Origin of the sequence: Polynucleobacter sp. (genome assembly GCF_040400325.1) — a bacterium.
In the GTDB taxonomy this organism is placed as follows: domain Bacteria; phylum Pseudomonadota; class Gammaproteobacteria; order Burkholderiales; family Burkholderiaceae; genus Polynucleobacter.
In genome coordinates, this window is sequence record NZ_JBBAQK010000003.1 from 87,615 (window position 1) to 107,594 (window position 19,980).

Sequence of the window (19,980 nt, forward strand, 5' to 3'; positions counted from 1 at the left end):
AACTGCCACTAATGCTGTGGCAAACCTAACCCCAAGAGCTGGGGTTGAGCACTCTAATACTTGATTTTACAAACTGGTCATTAATAATTGTCCGTTAGATGATCTCTATTTGGAAGTGAAAGCCTACTTTTAATAAAGCCAGCTAAGAGAACACCCGCAATCACTCCTAGTTGAATGATGTATTCCAATGCTCCGTTACGAGCCTCAAGCCAAGTTTTAACCATTGGCTCTGATGTGATCATCTTGCCAGCAGTCCAAGCCAATACTGCAGCACCGAGGAAAGTAATGGCCGGATAGCACTCAACTAATTTTAAGATTTGCGTTGAGCCCCAAATCACAATAGGAATACTAATTAAGAGGCCTAATACGACCAGGACATAGCTACCATTCGAAGCGCCTGCTACTGCCAATACATTATCTAAACCCATTACTGCATCTGCAATCACAATCGTGCGCATAGCTCCCCAGAAATTTGTTGAGGCATGTTCTTCGCTTGTTCCAGCATCTTCCTCTGGCTTAAGCAATCGATATGCAATCCACACCAATAGTAAACCGCCAACTAACATTAGACCGGGGATATTTAATAAATAAACTACTACCAGAGTCATCGCACTTCTCACGGCGATCGCACCAACCGCACCCCAAATAATGGCTTTCTTTTGCAAATGGGGCGGCAAACTTCTGGCTGCCATTGCAATGACAATCGCATTATCTCCAGCCAATACCAAGTCGATCACAATAATCGCAAGTAGTGCTGAGAAAAACTCTGAGCTAAACAGTTCCAACTTCACTTCCTTTATTCATGGTCAATCCAAAAATTTCATGGATTTTTATAGGGTTAATGTAAGGTGATTTGTATTTAGCTAAAAGCAGATATATATTGATAATAATTTCGTAAAAACCTGAATAAGCCAAGCATCTATATGAAATATAACTACCGCCACCTCTATTATTTTTGGGTTGTTGCTAAAGAAGGCAGCATGTCTAAGGCGGCAGAACGCCTAGATATGGCGATTCAGACCATTAGCGCCCAGGTTCACGAACTAGAAAAATCCCTCGGTTTTCTGCTATTTAAGCCAGCTGGACGGGGTATTGCACTAACAGAATCGGGTTTTGCAGCCCTTAAGATAGCTGATGAGATTTTTTCTCTTGGTGAGAAATTACCCGAACTTGTGAGAGATGCGGCCAAATCGCCCACAAGCAAAATCACTGTGGGGGTTTCTGATGGTTTACCTAAGCTGGTTACCAAGCAACTACTCGAGCCTATCTTGAAACATAAAGGTGTGCAATTAATTGCCCATGAAGGTCAATTCGAAGAACTTTTAGGAAAACTAGCATTACACAAGCTCGATATTGTGTTAGCAGACCGTCCAGCACCGAATAATAAGAACCTCCAACTCTACTGCGAAGAACTCACCAAGACTACTATTGCTTGGTATAGCCCAAAAGAATTAATCAAGGATAATAAAAAGAATTTTCCTGAGTGCCTGAATCATCTGCCCGTTCTTTTGCCCACATCGCACTCAACCGTGCGCACATCGATTGATCAATGGTTCATTAAAAATAATGTTATCCCTAATATTGTGGGGGAGTTTGAAGATAGTGCACTTCTAAAAACTTTTGCAGCCAGCGGACTTGGCGTCTTTCCAGCTGGTAAATTAATCCAAAAGGATCTAAAAGAAACTTACGGAATTGAATTTCTGGGAACCTGCGATCACATTTATGAATACTTTTATGGAATTCGATCTGAGAAAAAAATTCATCATCCTCTTGTCGAGGTCATTTTTAAAAGCCATATGAATCACTCATAGATCAGCCTGAAAGATATCTTTTACTCCCAAATACATTGATTTCATAACGAACACTGATTTTGAATATACTTTTATGAATATTTTTTCTAACCGTACTATTGGGCTTCTTACCAAGCATCAAAAAGAGAAAGTCATTACATCAGTGTTAGAGCCACAAATAGGCTGTGTTATTGAGCATACCGATGCTTATGACACTGATCTCCTGGGAACATTCACGCAAGAAACCCCTCGATACGGTAGCCAGTTAGATGCGGCCCGTAAAAAGGCTGTTTTGGGTATGGAGCTATTAGGTTTAGATATTGGCATTGCAAATGAGGGTGCTTTTATAAATGATCCATACGCTGGGATCATGCCTTGGAATAATGAGTTGCTTGTCCTCATTGATCACCAACATCAAGTAGAAATCACTGGTTTTTCTGGAGCACCAGCACAAAATAATAACGCCTATCTCAGTCATTGGGAGGAACTTCAAAAGTTTGCTGACTCTGCGCTATTTCCCTCCCATTATTTAGTTCTTAAACCAACAGATGAATACCACCCACAATCTAGAAAAGGCATTCAAGATCTTGCTAATCTAAGGGATGCTTTTAAGTGGGCGAAATCACTGTCTGCAAAAGGTATCGTTTATGTGGAAAACGACTTGCGTGCATTTGCAAATCCGACCAGAATGGAAAATATTCATAAGGCTACGATCAATCTAGCCAATAAGATGGCTTCTTTATGTCCTCAATGCCACGCACCTGGATTTTGGGTTAATGATATCAAGCGTGGGCTTCCCTGTAATGCCTGTGGATTACCCACTAATGAAGAGATTGCCAAAATTTGGGCTTGTTTGAAATGTACCCATAAAGAGACCGAGGGCATGAAGGTCCTGAAATTTGCAGATCCCTCAAAATGCCATCACTGTAATCCTTGATGTCAATAAAAGTTCGTAGGCGACTTAGATTTAACACTGCCCTAATCAGCTCTTGATTTCAGTTTCATCTAAAATTAGGGGCATCACTACAGCAATTAACTACCAAAGGATGATGAATGAGTCTCATTGAGAAATTACAGTGGCGTTATGCTACAAAAAAGATGGATGCCAGCAAGGTGGTCCCAAAAGAAAAGCTTGAACAGATCTTAGATGCGATTCGATTATCGGCAAGCTCAAGCGGACTACAACCTTATGAAGTAATAGTGGTAAGTAATAAAGCCGTACGGGAAAAAATCTGTACTATTGCCTCAAATCAATCTCAAATTACAGATTGTTCTTATTTGTTGGTTTTTGCTGTTTGGGATACCTATACTGCAGAGCGTATTAATGCTGCATTTGATATGACTGAAGAAATTCGGAACCTTAAGAGTGAGTCTGGAACTGCCTATCGCCAAAACTTACTCAAGAATTACCCCACAAGAGACCCTGAGGTCAATTTCACACATGCAGCAAAACAGGCCTATATCGGCTTAGGAACCGCTCTCATTGCTGCCGCTTACGAACAAGTCGACTCCACTCCAATGGAGGGATTTGATCCGGCTGCACTTGATGACATTCTGAATCTCAAAAAAAGAGGTCTACGTAGTGTTGTCATCATGCCAATAGGCTACAGAAAGACTGATGAGGACTGGCTTGTTAATTTGAAAAAAGTCAGAAGGCCTAAAGATCAGTTTGTGATCAGGATTGAGTAAGTCATTCCTGACTAGAAGGACTCAGCAATGCAGCTCGACTATTGAATATAAAACTTTCATCATCGAGCCACTTTACTGCTCACTCTAGCTGGATATTATTCTCTTTAATGACCCTAGCCCACTTAGCAGACTCTTGATTTAAAAATACCCCAAATTGAGCCGGAGAACTGGCAACAATTTCGTTGCCCTGCTCTGCCATCCGCGACTGTACGGCAGGATTTTTAAGGGCTTGCGCAAAGGCGTTATTAATCTTGTCAACAATCGGTGCAGGTGTTCCGGCTGGAACCAAAACCCCAACCCATGAACTCACATCAAAATTGGTGAGGCCCTGCTCACTTGCTGTAGCAACTTGTGGCAAAGCAGGAGTCCGTTTTTTTCCAAGCACTGCTAAAGCTTTCAGATTTCCACCCTTAATTTGAGGAACGGTAATAACTGCCCCTAAAATCGTAATATCCGTCTCACCACCAATAGTTGCAGTCATTGCTGGACCACCCCCTTTATATGGCACATGCGTCATATCTATGCCTAGATTAGTTTTGAGCAGTTCAGCAGCAAGATGCCCAGAACTTCCAGCGCCTCCACTAGAGAAATTAATCCCATTAGTCTTAGATTTTGATAAGTCAGTCAGCTCGCGCAAATTATTAGCTGGTAATTTATTGCCTGCAACTACTACCAAAGGAATTTTGACTAATTCGGTTACTGGCGCCAAGTCTTTAAATGAATCAAATGGTAAGTTTTTATAGACGTGCGGGTTAACAGCAAAGGTGTCATACACCATCAAAATGGTGTATCCATCAGGTGCTGACTTGGCTACAAAATTACTGCCAATCGTGCCCCCAGCCCCCGGCTTGCTCTCGATCACAATCGGTTGACCCAAAATTTCTTGTAGGCTAGGTGCCAGCATACGTGCCATCGTATCAACGGCACCCCCTGTTGCCAAAGGATTAATAATCCGAATTGGCTTATTGGGATAAGAAGCGATTTCTTTATTTTGTGCATTGACTAAACCGATCGCACAAAATTGGATTAAACCAGCAACCACTACTTTTTGAAATAGATTATTCATATTAGTCTGCCTTTATATTGCCATCTTTAACAATCTTACTTAAACGCTGCATCTCTTTTTGAAAATAGGCATTGCTTTCAGCTGGTGTAGATAAATTCATCACTTCGCCACCATCATTAGTTACCTTCTCTTTAAAAGCACTGGAAGCTACTACTTGCTCAAGGGCCTTAGTTAATTTACTAACAATCGGTGCTGGCATGCCTGCCGGCGCCCATACCGCATAGACGATCGACATTTCATATCCCTTTAAGTTACCAGATTCTTCAATCGTAGGCACATCGGGTAACAGTTTTGCTCTAGTTGGCCCTGTAGTGCCCAATGCAATAAGCTTACCGCTTTTAACATGAGGCAAAGCCACACCAAAGGCAGAAAAACTCATGGGAACTTGACCACCCAAGGTATCTGTAATTGCTGGACCGCCACCCTTATAAGGAATGTGCATCATTTTGATACCGGCTTGGTTGGTCAACAGTGCACCCGCCAAATGGCTAGCGCTACCATTTCCAAAGCTTGCATAAGCAAGGGTATCGGGCTCTTTTTTAGCTAATGCAATGAGTTCAGCAATATTTTTAGCCGCTAAATTAGGATTAGCAACTAATAGCATTGGTACTTGAGCAATAACAGCTAGAGGAACAATATCTTTCTCAGTTGAGTAAGGTGTTTTGCTATACATCGTGGGATTAATAGCATGCGATGTTACCGACTGAAACATTAAGGTGTATCCATCAGGAGCAGCCTTAGCAACCGCATCCGCACCAATCATTCCATTAGCGCCGCCTCGGTTCTCCACCACAATTTGTTGACCTAGGATTGGGCCAAGCTGATTTGCTACTGTTCGTCCAAGCGTATCTGCAAAACCACCCACTGGCCAAGTAATAATCAGTTTAATTGGTTTATTGGGGTAAGCATCTGCTTGCGCCATTGCTGCCGTCTGAAAAATTCCCAGTGAGGCTAGGCCTAAAAACAAAGATGCCAATCTTCTACTAATAACAGATTTCATATTATTTCCTCCGATCCCAGTGTTTGGGACTTAATGAATCACTTTTTTATTTTTTAAATCACTTAAATCACTATCGCTTAATCCAAGATATTGCCTCAGTACAGAATCAGTATGCTCGCCCAGTATCGGAGGAGCATTATTTTTAGTGTTGACTGTGCCATGCATTGTGAGGGGTGAAGCTAATGATCTAAATATACCCGCTTTAGAATGTTTCATCTCAAGCACCATATTTTTTGCAATAGTCTGCTCTAAAGCAAGGGCCTGTTTTACGGTATTGACTCTACCAATAGGAATCCCGTTAGCCCTACAAAGATCAATTAACTCGTCGCTAGAATATTTTTTGAGTTTTTCTGTCAGTAATCCATCAATCAAATCTCTATTTTGTACGCGTGCTGAATTTGTTTTCAGACGATCATCGTCTATCCACTCACTGTGCCCCAGTAATTGAGCTAATTTCGCAAATTGTTTATCGTTACCTACAGCCAGGGCCACCATGCCATCATGGCAGTGATAAGTAGTGTAAGGGGCAATGGTGGGATGACCATTGCCATAACGTCCTGAATCTTTTCCAGTAGCCAAATGACTATTGCCAACGTTTGCCAATAAAGCAATAGAGGTATCAAATAAGGAAACCTCAACTGCCTGACCTTTTCCTGTTCTGTAACGCGCCAATAAGGCAGCTTGTATCGCATTAGCCGCCATCATGCCGGTAGCTAAATCAACAATCGCAACTCCATATTTTGTAGGCTCACCATTACTAGGCCCCGCAATACTCATTAAGCCAGATTCGGCTTGCAAAATAAAATCGTACCCTGGCAACCCTGATTGTGTGCCAGCACTTCCATAGCCCGTGATAGAGCAACGAACTAAAGTGGGCGCATGTTTCTCAAACCAAGCAGCATTAAATCCCCACTTATCTAGAGTTCCACTTTTAAAGTTTTCAATCAAAACATCAAACTGAGGAATTAATTTCGCCAGCAAGGCTTTACCCTCTGAGCCAGAAAAATCAATCGCCACACCTTGTTTATTTCGATTGCATCCCAAAAAGTAAGCAGACTCACCCTCCAAGAACGGTGGACCCCAGGCACGAGTGTCATCCCCGCCAGAAGGTGATTCGACCTTAATCACTTCAGCGCCCAAATCACCTAACAGTTGGCCACACCAAGGGCCCGCCAAGACACGACTCAGATCAAGCACCTTTAGTCCCGCCAGAGCGCCCTCTTGAATTGCAGACTCAGCTTGATTATCTAAACTCATAAGACCGATCACTAATCTCGCATATCAGGCGGTGCGTTCAGATTCTTATGAAATCCATCTAAGTAATCATCCAGGGCTGCTTTGTTCTTTAATCTAAATTGCTGGAAGTCTGGTTTGCGGCCTTCAAGGAAGGCATTCATTCCTTCCAAACTCTCCTCAGAGCCCCAAACGTACGCAAGTAGCTCCATGCCATGCTGCCATGATGCGTATAGCTGATCAGATTCAAAGTTCAAACTCTTCTTGGTCATGCGAATCGTTTGTGAACTATTACTCTTGATGTTTTCGCACCAAGCTAATGTTTCTTTTAATAAGTCTGCCTCTGGTACACACTTATTAATCAGGCCAATTCTTTCAGCGTCTTTTGCATCAAACCGCTTTGCCAAGAAAATCATCTCGCGTGCAATCCGCTCGCCAACAATGCGTGGCAAATATTGAGTCGCGCCCACTGTTGGGCAAGCCCCTACTTTTGCACCCGTTTGGCCAAAGACAGATTTTTCTGAACCAATCACCAAATCACACCACAAAGCGAGCTCATGACCTCCGCCAACACACCAACCATTCACCATTGCAATTGCTGGAATCGGAATACCACGAATGGCCATAGCCAAACCTAACATCCGATCATTCCACATGGAAGCATTTGTAAAAGTAAGGCGTTTCATTGCATAGAAGTCACCGCCAGCAGAGAAAGCTTTATCTCCAGCACCAGTAAAGACAACGCAAGCAATAGAAGGGTCTTCTCTTGTCAGTTTTACTGCATCAATCATTTCATCCAGTGTTTGCTCTCTAAAAGCATTCAATACTCGTGGACGATTAATCGTAATCCAAGCAACTTGATCCTTGACTTCAAAAAGAATGTCCTTATACGGTTTTTCTGGTTTGATGCTCATCTTATCTCCGTTAAATTTGTGATTTGTTTTCTTAGATAAATATAAAGATATTTATTCACTGAGTAAATAATACCCAAAAAAAAACATGTATTAAACAAATTAAATATACGGACAAGTTAGATCTGAAGATCCCTCAGATGAGCTAGCTGGCATTACTTAAGCCAACTGTCATGCCACCGCATACATACAGTGTTTGTCCTGTTACAAAGCTGGCACGTTCATCCATCAAATACGCTGCCGCATGAGCGATGTCCTCAGGCTGCCCCATTCTCTTAACAGGGATACTTTCAACAATCTTGATAGTCTTGGGCGCGCCTGGAGGATTACCAGAAGTAAATAATTCTGTTGCAATAGGCCCTGGTCCAATTGCATTAACGGTTATCCCAAATTGCGCTAGTTCAAGAGCCCAGGTTCTTGTCATGCCCTGCAGTCCTGCTTTAGTCGCAGAATATGCAGTCCGCTCTTCCTTCCCTAAAGCTGCTCGACTGGCAATATTAACAATTCTTCCAAAATGAGCTTTACGCATATATGGCAATAAGCATTGCGTTAGCACCATTGGCGCCTTGAGATTTAATGCGCATACCGCATCAAAATCTTGATCATTAACATCCTCCAGGGTGTCTGGTTTAATAATTCCTGCATTGTTTACTAGTCTTACTATCTCGGTACGACTTGCGATTTCTTGAATTAACTTTTTTACAGCATCACTATCCGTAATATCAATACAGTGAAATGCTTCATCTTTCAACAAGCTCGGTGGGGCTAGCTTATCCAAATTAATGACTTGATAACCATCGTGAGTTAATCGTGTAGCAATAGCCCTACCGATTCCACGACTCGCGCCAGTAATCAATACCTTCTTTTGGATATCCATCAGCTAGCCTTTTATCAATACCATTAATCTACTGTAGCGCCAGAAGCCTTCACCACTTTTTCCCATTTTTGAGTTTCATTGGCGATGACTTTTCCAAAATCTTCTGGTGTTCCGGGAATCGGGACGCCACCCAAATCTGCTAAACGTTTCAATACCTTCGGGTCTGCTAAGAGTTGATTCATCGCAGTATTGACTTTAACAATAGCCTCGCGTGGGGACCCTTTTGGCATTGAAAGGCCAAACCAAGCAGTTGCCTCGTAACCAGGCACAGTCTCTCCCACCGTTGGCAAATTGGGGAATGAAGGTTCAGCCGCAACTGACGTTACTGCCAGCGCCCGAATTCTGCCGTCTTTAATAAATCCAGCGGATGAAGGTAAATTATCAAACAGGACTTGCACCTGTCCACCCATCAGATCAGTTAAGGCAGGACCTGCACCCTTATAAGGAATATGGGTCATCTTGCAGCCCGTCATCGATTTAAATAGCTCGCCCGATAAATGGACTGAGGTTCCACTACCAGAGGATGCCATATTCACCTTGGAGGGATTAGTCTTGCAATACTCAATAAATTCTGCAACCGTCTTCACTGGCATACCATTCGTAACCACCATCACATTGGGTGTGCGAACAATACCCGCTACCGGGGTTGTATCGTTGATAAAGTTATATGTTAAGTTTTTATACAGGGTAGCGTTAATGCCATTAGCTGGATTAGTTAAGTGCATGGTGTAGCCATCGGCCGGTGATTTAATCACAAACTCAGTGCCAATATTATTTCCGCCGCCTGGCTTATTTTCAACAACGACAGGAACGCCTAATTTTTCCGTTAAGCCCTGAACAATAATTCTGGCCAGTACATCAGTAGTTCCGCCTGGAGGGTATGGAACAACTAAGCGAATGGGCTTTTCGGGATATGGTGCTGCGGTAGCAATACCAGAAAAAAACGTTAGACAGCCTAACAATAGTGCAGCGTATGTTGAAATATGGCGCATGTTTACTCTCCTTTAATTGATGGCGAACTAATGTACTTAGGGACTATTTTGAATGGACTTATAAGGGCTTGCATATAGGGGGTTTCCTCTGTGCAAATAGCGTTTTTTGCTCAAAAGCGTGTGCCAGTTGTAAAATACCAAAATCATCTCGGTGACGTCCAACAATCTGAATACCTACTGGTAAGTTGTTACTGGTAAAACCTGCTGGCACCGAGATTGCAGGATTGCCTAGTGCACTAATGTGATAGGCCGATTTTTGCCAATCAATATAGGTATCCATTTTGACTCCATTAATCTCTTGTGGAAACTCCAGATCTATTGAAAATGGAGCCACCTGAGATACGGGCAATACTAAAAACTCATATTTCTTAAAGAACTCACGTACACGGTGATAGAGCTCAGTTCGCTTGGCTTCAGCCCTAGCCAATTGAGGTCCCGTAATAGGAAGGCCTTGCTCGGCATTCCAGATCACTGTATCTTTAAATTGAGTACGATGTTCCTTTAATAGTGGCGTTATGCGTAACTCAGTTCGCCAAGCACGCCACAGCATGAAGATTTCATCGGCCTCAGAAATATTCGGCTCATCATTAATCACCTCACAACCCAAATCTTGAAACACAGCCCTGGTAGATTCAACTACTGCGGCCACTTCTGGCTCTACAGGTAAACCACCTAAATTTGCACTAAAGGCAATCTTGCAGCCTTTAAATGATCTTATTAAGGGATTTAAAAATATCTCGCCAGGCGATTCCAAAGAGATCGGCGAGCGATCATCTGGACCTGACATTGCAGCCATTGCTAAAGCAACATCTTGCACAGTACGCGCCATAGGACCAGGGACACTCATGGTGTACCAACCCAATGACTCTGGCCATGATGGCACCCTGCCCGCTGAAGGTCGTATGCCAACTAGATTACAAAAACTAGCAGGGTTACGTAAAGATCCCCCTAAATCTGTTCCATCAGCAATGGAGATCATGCCGCTAGCTAAAGCAACCGCACCTCCACCAGAGGATCCTCCACAAGTCTTAGTGAGATCATAGGGATTAGGCGTCGAGCCAAAGACTGCATTAAAGGTTTGACTACCAGCACCAAATTCTGGGGTATTGGTCTTCCCTAGGCTGATACCTCCAGCCTTCTTTAAGCGCTCAACTGGCAAGGAATCAACATCTGGAACAAAATCTTCAAATGCCAGAGATCCGAAAGTGGTTCGAACGCCCTTCGTTAAAAACAAGTCTTTGTGCGCAACGGGTAGTCCATGCAGTATTCCTACTTCGGCATTTTTCTCGAGCTGTTGATCTGCAACATATGCCTCAGCCATGGCAGAGTCTGCAGTTAAAGTCACAATTGCATTTAAGACTGGGTTGTAACGCTCGATTTGATCTAGATGCGCACGAATCAGCTCTTGCACTGAAATTTTTTTTGAGCGAATCAGTTTTGACTGCTCGGTTGCTGATAAAAAGCATAAATCTTCGTTTAGCATTTTTGAATCTGTCTCTTGTATATTTTTTAGTAGTATTTCTAGTATAGGTGAGAACTTTAGCTAAGTAATGGTGCAATACAACATATATCTTTAACTGACAGCTGATGGGCTAAGACCGCTATCTCACATCCAATAAATGGATTGGGGTTTAACCCATTATTCAGAAATAAAATACATTGGAAGGTGACCCAAAATATCTTACTAAAGGCGGTCCTTTTCTATAAAAGCCATTACGAAAACAGAACTTCCGATATAAAATTATGGGATGCACTTATCTACCAAAACAGTTACAAAATATTCTAAAGAGCTTCAAGAACTTGGTTTCACAGATTACGAGGCCAAGATCTATATTTCCCTATTACAGAGCTCCCCAGTAACTGCTTATGAGATTAGTAAAAATAATGCTCTTCCCCGCCCAAACGTATACAGCGCTCTAGATAGTCTTGAAAAGAAACAGGCCGTGCAAAGGGTGAGCCTAGATCCTGTTCGCTTTGTTCCTGTGAGCCCGGCCACCCTTTTTAGTAGAATTTCTAAAGCCGTACAGGATCGCTGCCTAGCCCTTGAAGTTGGGCTCGAAAAGCTCCAACCCGAAGAAAAAACTCATTATGTTTGGAACATTGATAACTCTGATGAGGCTCGCTTAAAAATAAGCCAACTTATTCTTGAAGCCAAATCGCATATTTGGATAAAAGCACACTTTGAAGAACTGCTTCCTCATCTTGAAGAATTAAAGCTTGCCTCAAAGCGGGGTGTATCACTGCTGTTCATTTTGTTTGGTGACTCAAATCAAATTAAGCAATTCAACTTTTCAAAAAATTGCAGTGTATTTCCCCATGAAGGAGATGGCACTGTTGTAGGGCTTGGAAGATATCTGATTACTCTATCGATTGATTTCAAAGAAGCTTTAATCGTGAATATGAAAGAAAGCACCGGTGCGTTCACACAAAGTCAGCCTATAGTCAATCTGGCTGATAGCTTAATTCGCCATGAGATTTACTTGGCAGAAATTTTTAAGCACTTTAGCGCTCTGCTAGAAGAAAAATTCAATCCTGGCTTATTTGAACTTCGTAAAAAATACCTGCCAAAAGAACAAGTAACCGAACTCAAAGAACGGATTCAGGCAAAAAAAGTACCAGTCAAAACGAAGTCAAAGTAACCCAGTTTATTTCTGAGTAACAGCTTTCCCAGCAGAATCTCCTGCTAGCTTTCCAAAAACGGCGCCGGAAGTAAGTCCCGTACCACCTGGATAGTTGTAATAGAACAATCCTCCTACCATCTCTCCAGCTGCATATAAACCGGGAATGGGCTTTCCTGCCTCATTCTCGACTTGGCCATGATTACTAATCTTCACGCCACCAAATGTAAAAGTGACGCCACAAGTTACACCATAGGCTTCGTACGGTGGTGTATCAAGCGTATTTGCCCAGTTTGATTTTGGGATCTCGAGACCTTTGGTGCCACGACCATCTTTAACTGCTAAATTTAACGGTACATCAGTCATGACTGAATCATTAAATTCTTTAACAGTCTCTACAAATGCTTTAGGGTCAACACCTTCTAACTTCTCTGCCAACTCTTCGATAGTATTCGCTTGAACTTTAGTAACCTGACGAATCCTGTATTCATCTCGAAGCTTAGGGCTAATTTTTGCGTCAAATACCTGCCATGCAAACATACTTGGCTGCTCTAAAACTACCTTACCGTATTTTGCATACGTATAGTTTCGAATATCAGCACCTTCATCAACAAAGCGCTCACCTCGTGCATTAATCATGATTCCATATGGATAACTATGTTTTTGGTAACTATCACCAACAACGAGATCACCAAATGGGGGTGCGTTCATATCCCAAGAGACAGAGTGGCATCCAGACCATTGTCCATACGCCATCGCACCCACTTTGAGGGCCATATTAAGGCCGCCACCAGTGTTAAAACGAGTTCCTCTTACTTTTGCTAAATCCCAGTTAGGACCTAAATATCTCGCCCGCATTTCAGCATTGCTCTCAAATCCACCCGAAGCTAAGATCACTGCCTTACTATGAATATCAACCTTCTTATTTCCAATGCGAACCTTAACACCAATAATCCCATCATCACCTTCAAGCAATTCAATGACTGGTGTTTCATAAAATATTTTGATGCCGTCTCTGATTGCGGCTTTATGTTCTAGCTCTACTATGCCTTCTCCTCCACCCCAAGTTTCGCAAGCTAACCCACCAAAAAATTTAAACTTTCCATCTATCTTGTGGGCTTGCCTACCAAAACTTGCCTGAAACTTAACGCCTTTTTTCCGCATCCAAATCAGAGTCTCTAAACTTTTTGTAATCAGAATTTCAGCTAAATCTGGATCAGTCTTGTACTCAGTTAATCGCCCCATATCATCGTAAAACTGATCTACGGTATAGGACCCAAAATCTGCACTTGCAATTTCTGCTTCCGTTAAATCAGGAATGATTTGCTTTAAATCTTCAGGGCCATTAAAAACGACTCGCATTGCACCAGCTGTATAACGACTATTGCCACCAGCTTCCTCCACAGGAGCAGCTTCTAGCATGATGACTGAAGCCCCATGCTCACGCGCAGCCAAAGCAGCACAAGCAGCTGCATTACCAGCCCCTACAACAATCACATCAGGATTACCAAATTGACTTTCCATGGTCATAGCTCTCGATCAAGCCTCTGCCAATACAGGCGTCTCATCTTGCGCTTTTAGGCTCGTAATAATTTCGCTAACTGAAGCTTGATTTTCTAAATTCATTAATTTTTCAGAGAGCGCGGGGCCTAAATTTTGCGCACCCTTCACCATCTTTACCAAGCCAGTAAATTTATCAGAAAGCTCTTGTTCTGTTAGTGGATTGGCTGGCTCACCTTTTGGTTCGGGTTGTTCACGCCGTAAAACTTTTCCATTTTTAAGAGTCAACTCAACTGCTGCCTGTCTTCCCGTAACACCATATGCTGGCTCACAGATTAGGGTAGTTTGCGTAGAAGAAGCATCATGAATTTTTTGATTGTTAAATCCATCCCAATACTCGCGCAATCCATTTCGTCCAATCTCTAAGGCTAAGGCAACGCTAAACTGAGTGCTACCCATAGCAGCATTCAAATTTGGTGGTTTTGGTTTAGAAGCCTGGCGAATAGAAAGCTCACACATATTGACTCTGATGGAATCAACGTCTTGAAGACGAATATTATCTTCATGAAAAAATTGTTGCGCCAAATCAATTGGTCCATGTGCATATCTACAAGCTGCATGTGGTTTAAAGCCCACTTCCATAATGGCAAATTTTTGACCAAGACCATCAAGTAAATCACTTACACGAATATCATCGCAATACGCATTAAAAAATCCTTCACGGCCCTCTAGCGCCTTTTTGGGTCCTGTAAATCCACGGCTAACCATGACCGCAGCCATAGTGCCGTTCAATGCCGACTTGCCTGGGCTAAACGGTTTAGCCATGCAGGGATCATCCAAGTAAGATTGAATACCGGCTGACTGCATTGCTGCTAAGCCAATTGCAGAAGCAATAGCATTGACATCACATCCTAAAAGCTTCGCACCGGCTGCTGCAACACCAATAGCAGAGACCGTTCCAGTGGTATGAAAGCCACGCTGTCTATGTCCAGGATTAATTGCTTTTGCAATTCGTATCGCCACTTCGTATCCAGCAATTAATGCAGTGACAACCTCTTTACCACTTTTATTATTCGCCTCTGCTAAAGCCATTAGTGAGGGAACCATCACTGAGCCAGCCTTGATCAAACCGGATCCATGAGCATCGTCTAGCTCCACTCCGTGACCCATCATGGCATTACACATCGCCGCCATAGGCGCGGGAACTTTAAAGCCGTATCCGACTACAGTGCTTTCAGGCTTACCGCCCCACTCCTTGACTATTTCAATCACTTTACGAGCTGGCTCACTAATCGCTGAAGCAGCAATCTGATTACCTAAGCCATCACGAATGATGAATTTTGCTTTCTTAGTCACCTCTTCAGGGATGGCCTCATATTTCAGGGCATGGACTAACTCGGCGAATCTTAAAGTTAAACCCTCCAAAGCGGCGGCTGTATCTGTGTTCATTGTCATGACATGCTCCAAGAAATCAATATAGGTTGTTGTAACTGCTACTACTATAAACCATCGCTGACTTAGATACCAAATTGTTTAAAAATGGAGTAGTCAACAGCCCTGCCAATCCCCTGCCGATAACCCTCTAAGCGAAGCGCTTGACCTGGGGCAATATTGGCTAGGTTCACCTGAGAACCAAAGTCTTGAAATAGGCCCAAATGATTCTGAGGGAATCTAAAAGGATCAGCCTCAACAAAAATTTCTTTGAACCACTCCTTTTTAGCAAGCTCTTTTAAGACATTTGGATTCTTCTTAGCGGTCATCGTAATTTCAGACTCCTCAAGGATGATGTGTTCAATTCCTTGATTTAAAACTGTCTTTATTAAAACTTCCAACTCTTCTAGGCTAATTTCGGTTTCAGGATTTTTTCGACCAAATTCATAAATAACTGCAATGCCTGCTTTTTGGCACTCATCAAAATATCGGTTACGCTCATCAGCCGTTAAGGAAATATAGTTTTCTGATATTTCCATCGCTTTAAACCCCAAATCGGTCAAAAACTTTAACATTCCGGCTACATCATGCTTGAGATGAGCATATTCAAAAAGAATTCCACCTGAATAACAAACAATATCTGCATTGTTATATAGGGAAATGATTCTTTTTAATGTCGCAGAGGGGATGAGTAAGCTATTGAACGCATAAATTTTTGCGAAATCAATGTAATTTCCCGCACAAGCTAATAAGTCAGCAACTCCGTTTTCACCAGTCCATCCCATATTGTCGGGACCATAATCGATAATCGATGTGCGGCCTGTTTTTCGGGGTTTACTTTGTAAAGGCAGAGCCAGTGAACTTGGAGCTGTAGTCATGATTGTTATTTCAATCCCTGTAAAAGAGTTTGGATTTTGCTTTTACGCACATACACAAATCCATCCATCAATAAACGGCAGGTACGCTCTATTTGAGCACTTTGAATCGTCAATTGCCCATCCACTAATTTAGACTGAGCGGCAACTCTTAATACGCCACTAGGGTGACCAAGTCTCACCACATCCTTCACACCCCCAACTAGTTGCTGAAGAAGTGACCCAGGTACAGCACTTGCTACAGCCGCGCAAGCAGCACCCGTTACTGCCAAGGCTTTATGAGGTTTTTGCATACTCAATTGTCGTACACAAACATCTGCATCCGCTTTTGAAACAAGCTTTCCTCGGGGTGTTTCATAATCGGCCGCAGGTGCAATCATCATGACACGAGGAACATTAGGGGATTTTGCTAAAGCCTCCTCTGGATTGCTAACTATTCCCAGCTGAACGGCTGCCCATGATCTCACTTGCTCCAAAGTAGCCATGAGAGAAGAATTGTTGCGCATTTGATCTGGCGTCTCATATCCGGTAACGCCAATATCGCTAGCCCGAACAAACACAAAAGGGGTAGCTGCATCGATTAATGACAGTGGAATCTCTTTATGATTGATTTGCACCATATCAATCGACCTTCCTGTTGGTAGCAACTTTCCAGAAACTGCTCCACTACAGTCACCAAAATCTAAACGGATGGTAGCGCCCGTATCCGGGACCCCAGCAATGGAACAATCACCATCCCAGATGGGCATACCCTTTTGAGTGGGTATGGATGCGATAACAACTTGTTGAGTATTCGTAGTAAAAATCCGAACTGTGGTTATTGGGTCGACCCCTTTTACTAAACTACGCAAAATCGCAAACGCCCCAACTCCAGAAAGCATATTGCCGCAATTTCCGCCAGTAGAGACGGCAGCATCTTCAATGCCCACCTGACAAAAAGTATATTCAACATCGGCATCGTCACGCTCGGATACGTCAACAATTGCAGCTTTACTGGTTAGAGGGTCTGCACCTCCAAGCCCATCTACCTGCCGTGCATCAGGAGACCCATAGCTTGCTAAAAGAACGGCATCGCGCATAGACTTTTCAGCAGGCAGATCTGAACCCAAGAAATAAAGTCCTTTACTTGAGCCGCCACGCATTAAGGTTGCTCTCACAGGAATGAGCTCCGGAGAATCTACCGCCGTTACTGCCAAAAATGAATCTGTCATGACATACTATTGAATCATCTTGGCATCTAGCGCAACTACCCTTAGGCGCTCTCGTTCTTTTTGCATATACTCAGCAAAACTAGCCCTAGAACCGCCAACTACAAGAGTTCCTGCATTATTAAATATAGTTTTGACTTCAGGGGACTGCAAAGCTTTTTGATTGGCTTGATTCATTTTTTCGAGAATATCCGTTGGCGTACCTGCGGGCGCCATCATTCCCACAAAATGGGTAATGAAAATACTGGGGTAACCTAATTCTTTAGTAGTGGGCACATCTGGCAGACTTGAAGAACGTTGATCATAAGTCACGGCTAATGCCTTCACCATTCCCGCCTTAATTTTAGAGCTAACTACCTGAGTAGACTCAGAAGCAAGCTGCACCTGCCCTCCTATTAAAGCAGTCACAGTGTCATTACCACTCTTATATGGAATGGGCTCAATATCAACATCAGCAGCTATCTTCAGTAATCCTGAGACAAAGTGCGGTGTTGTTCCAACCCCAGGTGTAGCAAATACTACGCGATTGTCTTTGCTTGCCTTTAGATTAGTAATAAATTCTTTTAAGTTTGAAGCGGGATTATTGTTATTGGCAATAATGACTGATGGGGCAATCGTTAGCAGACTAACTGGAACTAAATCCTCATCTTTATGTTGTTGGTCATTACGAACTAAGGTAGTGGTGACTAAACCATTACTACTTACCAAGAAGGTATATCCATCAGGCTTACTTTTTGCAACGTAAGTTGCCCCTACCATGCCACCTGCACCAGGCTTATTTTCAATAATAATAGGTTGCTTCAGTATTAGAGCAAGCTCCTTGCCTATGGTCCTGCCTACAATATCAATATTACCGCCCGGAGCAAAAGGCACAACAATGGTGATTTGTTTGGCAGGCCATGCTTGCGCATATACGCCGTTTGCACCGAATGCAAAAGCAATTACCAGTAATCGAGTCAGGAATTTCATGCGGCGTACCTTTTTCCTAAAAAATGGGTCACTAAAATTTAGTAGTAGCTAGTTTTACTCCTAAATGGAAACTTGTCAACAAAAGACCAAATTTCCTAGTGTTTATCCCAATCAAGAAAAAAGCACGACCTTAGCCCTGGAGCTGCAAATCAACAAAAAAAGGGGGATCAGCAGCCCTTAGCTTTGAGAACTGTATCAATCCATGAATCGTTATAAGAACCATCTTTGATTGACTTTAAGGTCGCTACCTCTTGCGCCACCTTTTCTTTGCCGAGTTGCGCTACCTCTAGCGCCACTTTTGGTGAGAAAGCTACAACACCATCTGAGTCACCCAAAACAATATCACCTGGATTAATAATCAATCCGCCAATTGAAACTGGCACGTTTACAGCTCCTGGGCCATCTTTATAGGGACCTCGTAAATTGATTCCTCGTGCCCAACAAGGAAACTGGGCTTTTTCAAAGGCATTGACATCGCGTATGGCGCCATCGATTACGGCAGCGACTGCACCCCTTGACTTTGCAACACTCATCATAATTTCACCAAAGAGTGCGCGCGTCAGATCACCTTCGCCATCAACTACCAAGACATCTCCAGGCTTAAGCATTCTGAGCGCAAGATGAATCATCAGATTGTCTCCAGAGCGCACTTTGACGGTAACTGCATTGCCACAAGCGGTGACTGGGGACTTATTGACTGGATAAAGCCCATTGGTGCCGTTCAGTCGACCAGTCACATCACCCACAATCGATGTTGGAAACTCTGCCAGTGCTTTGATACCCTCAACTGAAGGAGCTACGCGATCATTGATTTCAATTCCATTCCACATATCGATTCCTTAAAAATTAAATTCCATCCACTGGAGTAAGCAGTGGTTTACCAGCTAAGTGTAAATTGACATTATCGATAAAGCGCTGCACCGAGGCATGAATTGCTTCAGGTGAAATTCCAGCAATGTGAGGTGTCAAGATTGCATTTTCAAACTCCAGGAGTTCTTTAGGTGGTTTTGGTTCACTCTCATATACATCGAGCGCTGCTGCACCAATCACATTTCCTGCTAATGCTCTTGCTAGGGCTTGAGTATCGACCAAACTGCCACGCGAAATATTGACTACTACACCCTTAGGTCCTAGGGCTGCAAGTATCTCATCATTAATCATATGAAAGGTTTCTTTACCACCAGGTGCAGCCACTACTAAAAAATCACACCACTGCGCCAAACTCTTCAGGCTGTCAAAATATTGATAACCTGTTTCATCGCGACGAGTTCGACTGAAATAGCCAATTTCCATCTCGAATGCCTTGGCCCGCTTGGCGATCTTTTTAGCTATCGCACCCATGCCAACTAGACCAAGTTTTTTATAAGAAACATGGGGTGGCCTTGGAATATCATCTCGCCACATACCCTGCCTAACGCCAGCATTCATCATCGGAATTTTACGAATAGCTGCTAACAAAATTCCTATAGCATGATCCGCTACGCAGTCATCATTAGTCCCTGCTGCATTAGCTACTCGTATCCCTTTGGATTTAGCATGCTCAATAGGGACATTTTCATGACCTACGCCCAAAGTACAAATAATTTCCAAGTTAGGCATAGCATCAATCTCGCTCTCAAGCAGACCATTCGTGCCATTCGTTAATACGACACGGATATCTTTGCCTCGAGATGCAATTTGGGCTGCACCATTTCTACGATCTTTGCCTAAATCTTCATTTGGAGCGTAAATCAATTCAAAATGCTGAGATACCAACTCACGATGCTCTTCTGTGATGTACACCAACGCTAATGCTAAAGGCTTCATTCCTTCTCCGCTAAG

Annotated in this window: 19 protein-coding genes; 4 read left to right on the top strand and 15 right to left on the bottom strand. The window is 43.0% G+C overall.

Annotated features, from left to right (window positions below; all coding sequences use genetic code 11):
- Positions 1 to 80: 80 nt before the first annotated feature.
- Positions 81 to 785, bottom strand: coding sequence for a TerC family protein (locus tag ABWP14_RS04160; protein ID WP_353201726.1), 705 nt, complete (start codon positions 783 to 785; stop codon positions 81 to 83).
- Positions 786 to 923: 138 nt separating this feature from the next.
- Between ABWP14_RS04160 and ABWP14_RS04165 the strand changes: the two genes are divergently transcribed.
- From ABWP14_RS04165 to ABWP14_RS04175, 3 genes are all read left to right on the top strand, one after another.
- Complete coding sequence (locus tag ABWP14_RS04165) at positions 924 to 1,811, top strand: LysR family transcriptional regulator (RefSeq protein ID WP_353201727.1); 888 nt, start codon at positions 924 to 926, stop codon at positions 1,809 to 1,811.
- A gap of 73 nt (positions 1,812 to 1,884) precedes the next feature.
- On the top strand, positions 1,885 to 2,727 hold the full coding sequence (locus ABWP14_RS04170; protein ID WP_353201728.1) for a DUF6671 family protein: 843 nt from the start codon (positions 1,885 to 1,887) through the stop codon (positions 2,725 to 2,727).
- 116 nt (positions 2,728 to 2,843) lie between these two features.
- Positions 2,844 to 3,479, top strand: a complete 636-nt coding sequence (locus tag ABWP14_RS04175) for an NAD(P)H-dependent oxidoreductase (protein WP_353201729.1) — start codon at positions 2,844 to 2,846, stop codon at positions 3,477 to 3,479.
- 79 nt (positions 3,480 to 3,558) lie between these two features.
- Here ABWP14_RS04175 and ABWP14_RS04180 read toward each other — a convergent pair whose 3' ends face one another.
- The 7 genes from ABWP14_RS04180 to ABWP14_RS04210 form a co-directional block, all read right to left on the bottom strand.
- Positions 3,559 to 4,545, bottom strand: coding sequence for a tripartite tricarboxylate transporter substrate binding protein (locus tag ABWP14_RS04180; protein WP_353201730.1), 987 nt, complete (start codon positions 4,543 to 4,545; stop codon positions 3,559 to 3,561).
- A gap of 1 nt (position 4,546) precedes the next feature.
- Complete coding sequence (locus tag ABWP14_RS04185) at positions 4,547 to 5,545, bottom strand: Bug family tripartite tricarboxylate transporter substrate binding protein (RefSeq protein WP_353201731.1); 999 nt, start codon at positions 5,543 to 5,545, stop codon at positions 4,547 to 4,549.
- 30 nt (positions 5,546 to 5,575) lie between these two features.
- The gene (locus ABWP14_RS04190) at positions 5,576 to 6,802 is read right to left on the bottom strand and encodes a CaiB/BaiF CoA transferase family protein (RefSeq protein WP_353201732.1); all 1,227 of its coding nucleotides are present in this window, start codon (positions 6,800 to 6,802) and stop codon (positions 5,576 to 5,578) included.
- An 11-nt stretch (positions 6,803 to 6,813) separates the two neighbouring features.
- Positions 6,814 to 7,692, bottom strand: a complete 879-nt coding sequence (locus ABWP14_RS04195; protein WP_353201733.1) for an enoyl-CoA hydratase-related protein — start codon at positions 7,690 to 7,692, stop codon at positions 6,814 to 6,816.
- A gap of 142 nt (positions 7,693 to 7,834) precedes the next feature.
- On the bottom strand, positions 7,835 to 8,566 hold the full coding sequence (locus ABWP14_RS04200) for an SDR family NAD(P)-dependent oxidoreductase (RefSeq protein ID WP_353201734.1): 732 nt from the start codon (positions 8,564 to 8,566) through the stop codon (positions 7,835 to 7,837).
- A gap of 23 nt (positions 8,567 to 8,589) precedes the next feature.
- Complete coding sequence (locus ABWP14_RS04205; RefSeq protein ID WP_353201735.1) at positions 8,590 to 9,558, bottom strand: Bug family tripartite tricarboxylate transporter substrate binding protein; 969 nt, start codon at positions 9,556 to 9,558, stop codon at positions 8,590 to 8,592.
- Positions 9,559 to 9,616: 58 nt separating this feature from the next.
- Positions 9,617 to 11,041 carry an amidase gene (locus ABWP14_RS04210; RefSeq protein ID WP_353201736.1) on the bottom strand — a complete coding sequence of 475 codons (1,425 nt, stop codon included), beginning with the start codon at positions 11,039 to 11,041 and terminating at the stop codon, positions 9,617 to 9,619.
- A gap of 265 nt (positions 11,042 to 11,306) precedes the next feature.
- Here ABWP14_RS04210 and ABWP14_RS04215 point away from each other — a divergent pair, with 265 nt between their 5' ends.
- On the top strand, positions 11,307 to 12,197 hold the full coding sequence (locus ABWP14_RS04215) for a TrmB family transcriptional regulator (protein WP_353201737.1): 891 nt from the start codon (positions 11,307 to 11,309) through the stop codon (positions 12,195 to 12,197).
- A gap of 6 nt (positions 12,198 to 12,203) precedes the next feature.
- Here the strand turns inward: ABWP14_RS04215 and tcuA are convergent, their stop codons facing one another.
- The 7 genes from tcuA to ABWP14_RS04250 all read right to left on the bottom strand — a co-directional run bounded on the left by tcuA (position 12,204) and on the right by ABWP14_RS04250 (position 19,965).
- Positions 12,204 to 13,700 carry an FAD-dependent tricarballylate dehydrogenase TcuA gene (gene tcuA / locus ABWP14_RS04220; RefSeq protein WP_353201738.1) on the bottom strand — a complete coding sequence of 499 codons (1,497 nt, stop codon included), beginning with the start codon at positions 13,698 to 13,700 and terminating at the stop codon, positions 12,204 to 12,206.
- 15 nt (positions 13,701 to 13,715) lie between these two features.
- A complete protein-coding gene (locus tag ABWP14_RS04225; protein WP_353201739.1) occupies positions 13,716 to 15,131 on the bottom strand; it encodes an MmgE/PrpD family protein in 1,416 nt (471 codons plus the stop codon).
- Between the two features lie 62 nt (positions 15,132 to 15,193).
- Positions 15,194 to 15,985 (bottom strand): phosphosulfolactate synthase, encoded by a 792-nt coding sequence (locus ABWP14_RS04230; RefSeq protein WP_353201740.1) that lies wholly within the window; start codon positions 15,983 to 15,985, stop codon positions 15,194 to 15,196.
- A gap of 5 nt (positions 15,986 to 15,990) precedes the next feature.
- A complete protein-coding gene (locus ABWP14_RS04235) occupies positions 15,991 to 17,193 on the bottom strand; it encodes a 2-methylaconitate cis-trans isomerase PrpF family protein (protein WP_353201741.1) in 1,203 nt (400 codons plus the stop codon).
- A gap of 6 nt (positions 17,194 to 17,199) precedes the next feature.
- Positions 17,200 to 18,159, bottom strand: a complete 960-nt coding sequence (locus ABWP14_RS04240; RefSeq protein WP_353201742.1) for a Bug family tripartite tricarboxylate transporter substrate binding protein — start codon at positions 18,157 to 18,159, stop codon at positions 17,200 to 17,202.
- 167 nt (positions 18,160 to 18,326) lie between these two features.
- Complete coding sequence (locus ABWP14_RS04245; protein ID WP_353201743.1) at positions 18,327 to 18,989, bottom strand: RraA family protein; 663 nt, start codon at positions 18,987 to 18,989, stop codon at positions 18,327 to 18,329.
- Positions 18,990 to 19,005: 16 nt separating this feature from the next.
- Positions 19,006 to 19,965, bottom strand: coding sequence for a 2-hydroxyacid dehydrogenase (locus ABWP14_RS04250; protein ID WP_353201744.1), 960 nt, complete (start codon positions 19,963 to 19,965; stop codon positions 19,006 to 19,008).
- Positions 19,966 to 19,980 lie beyond the last annotated feature (15 nt).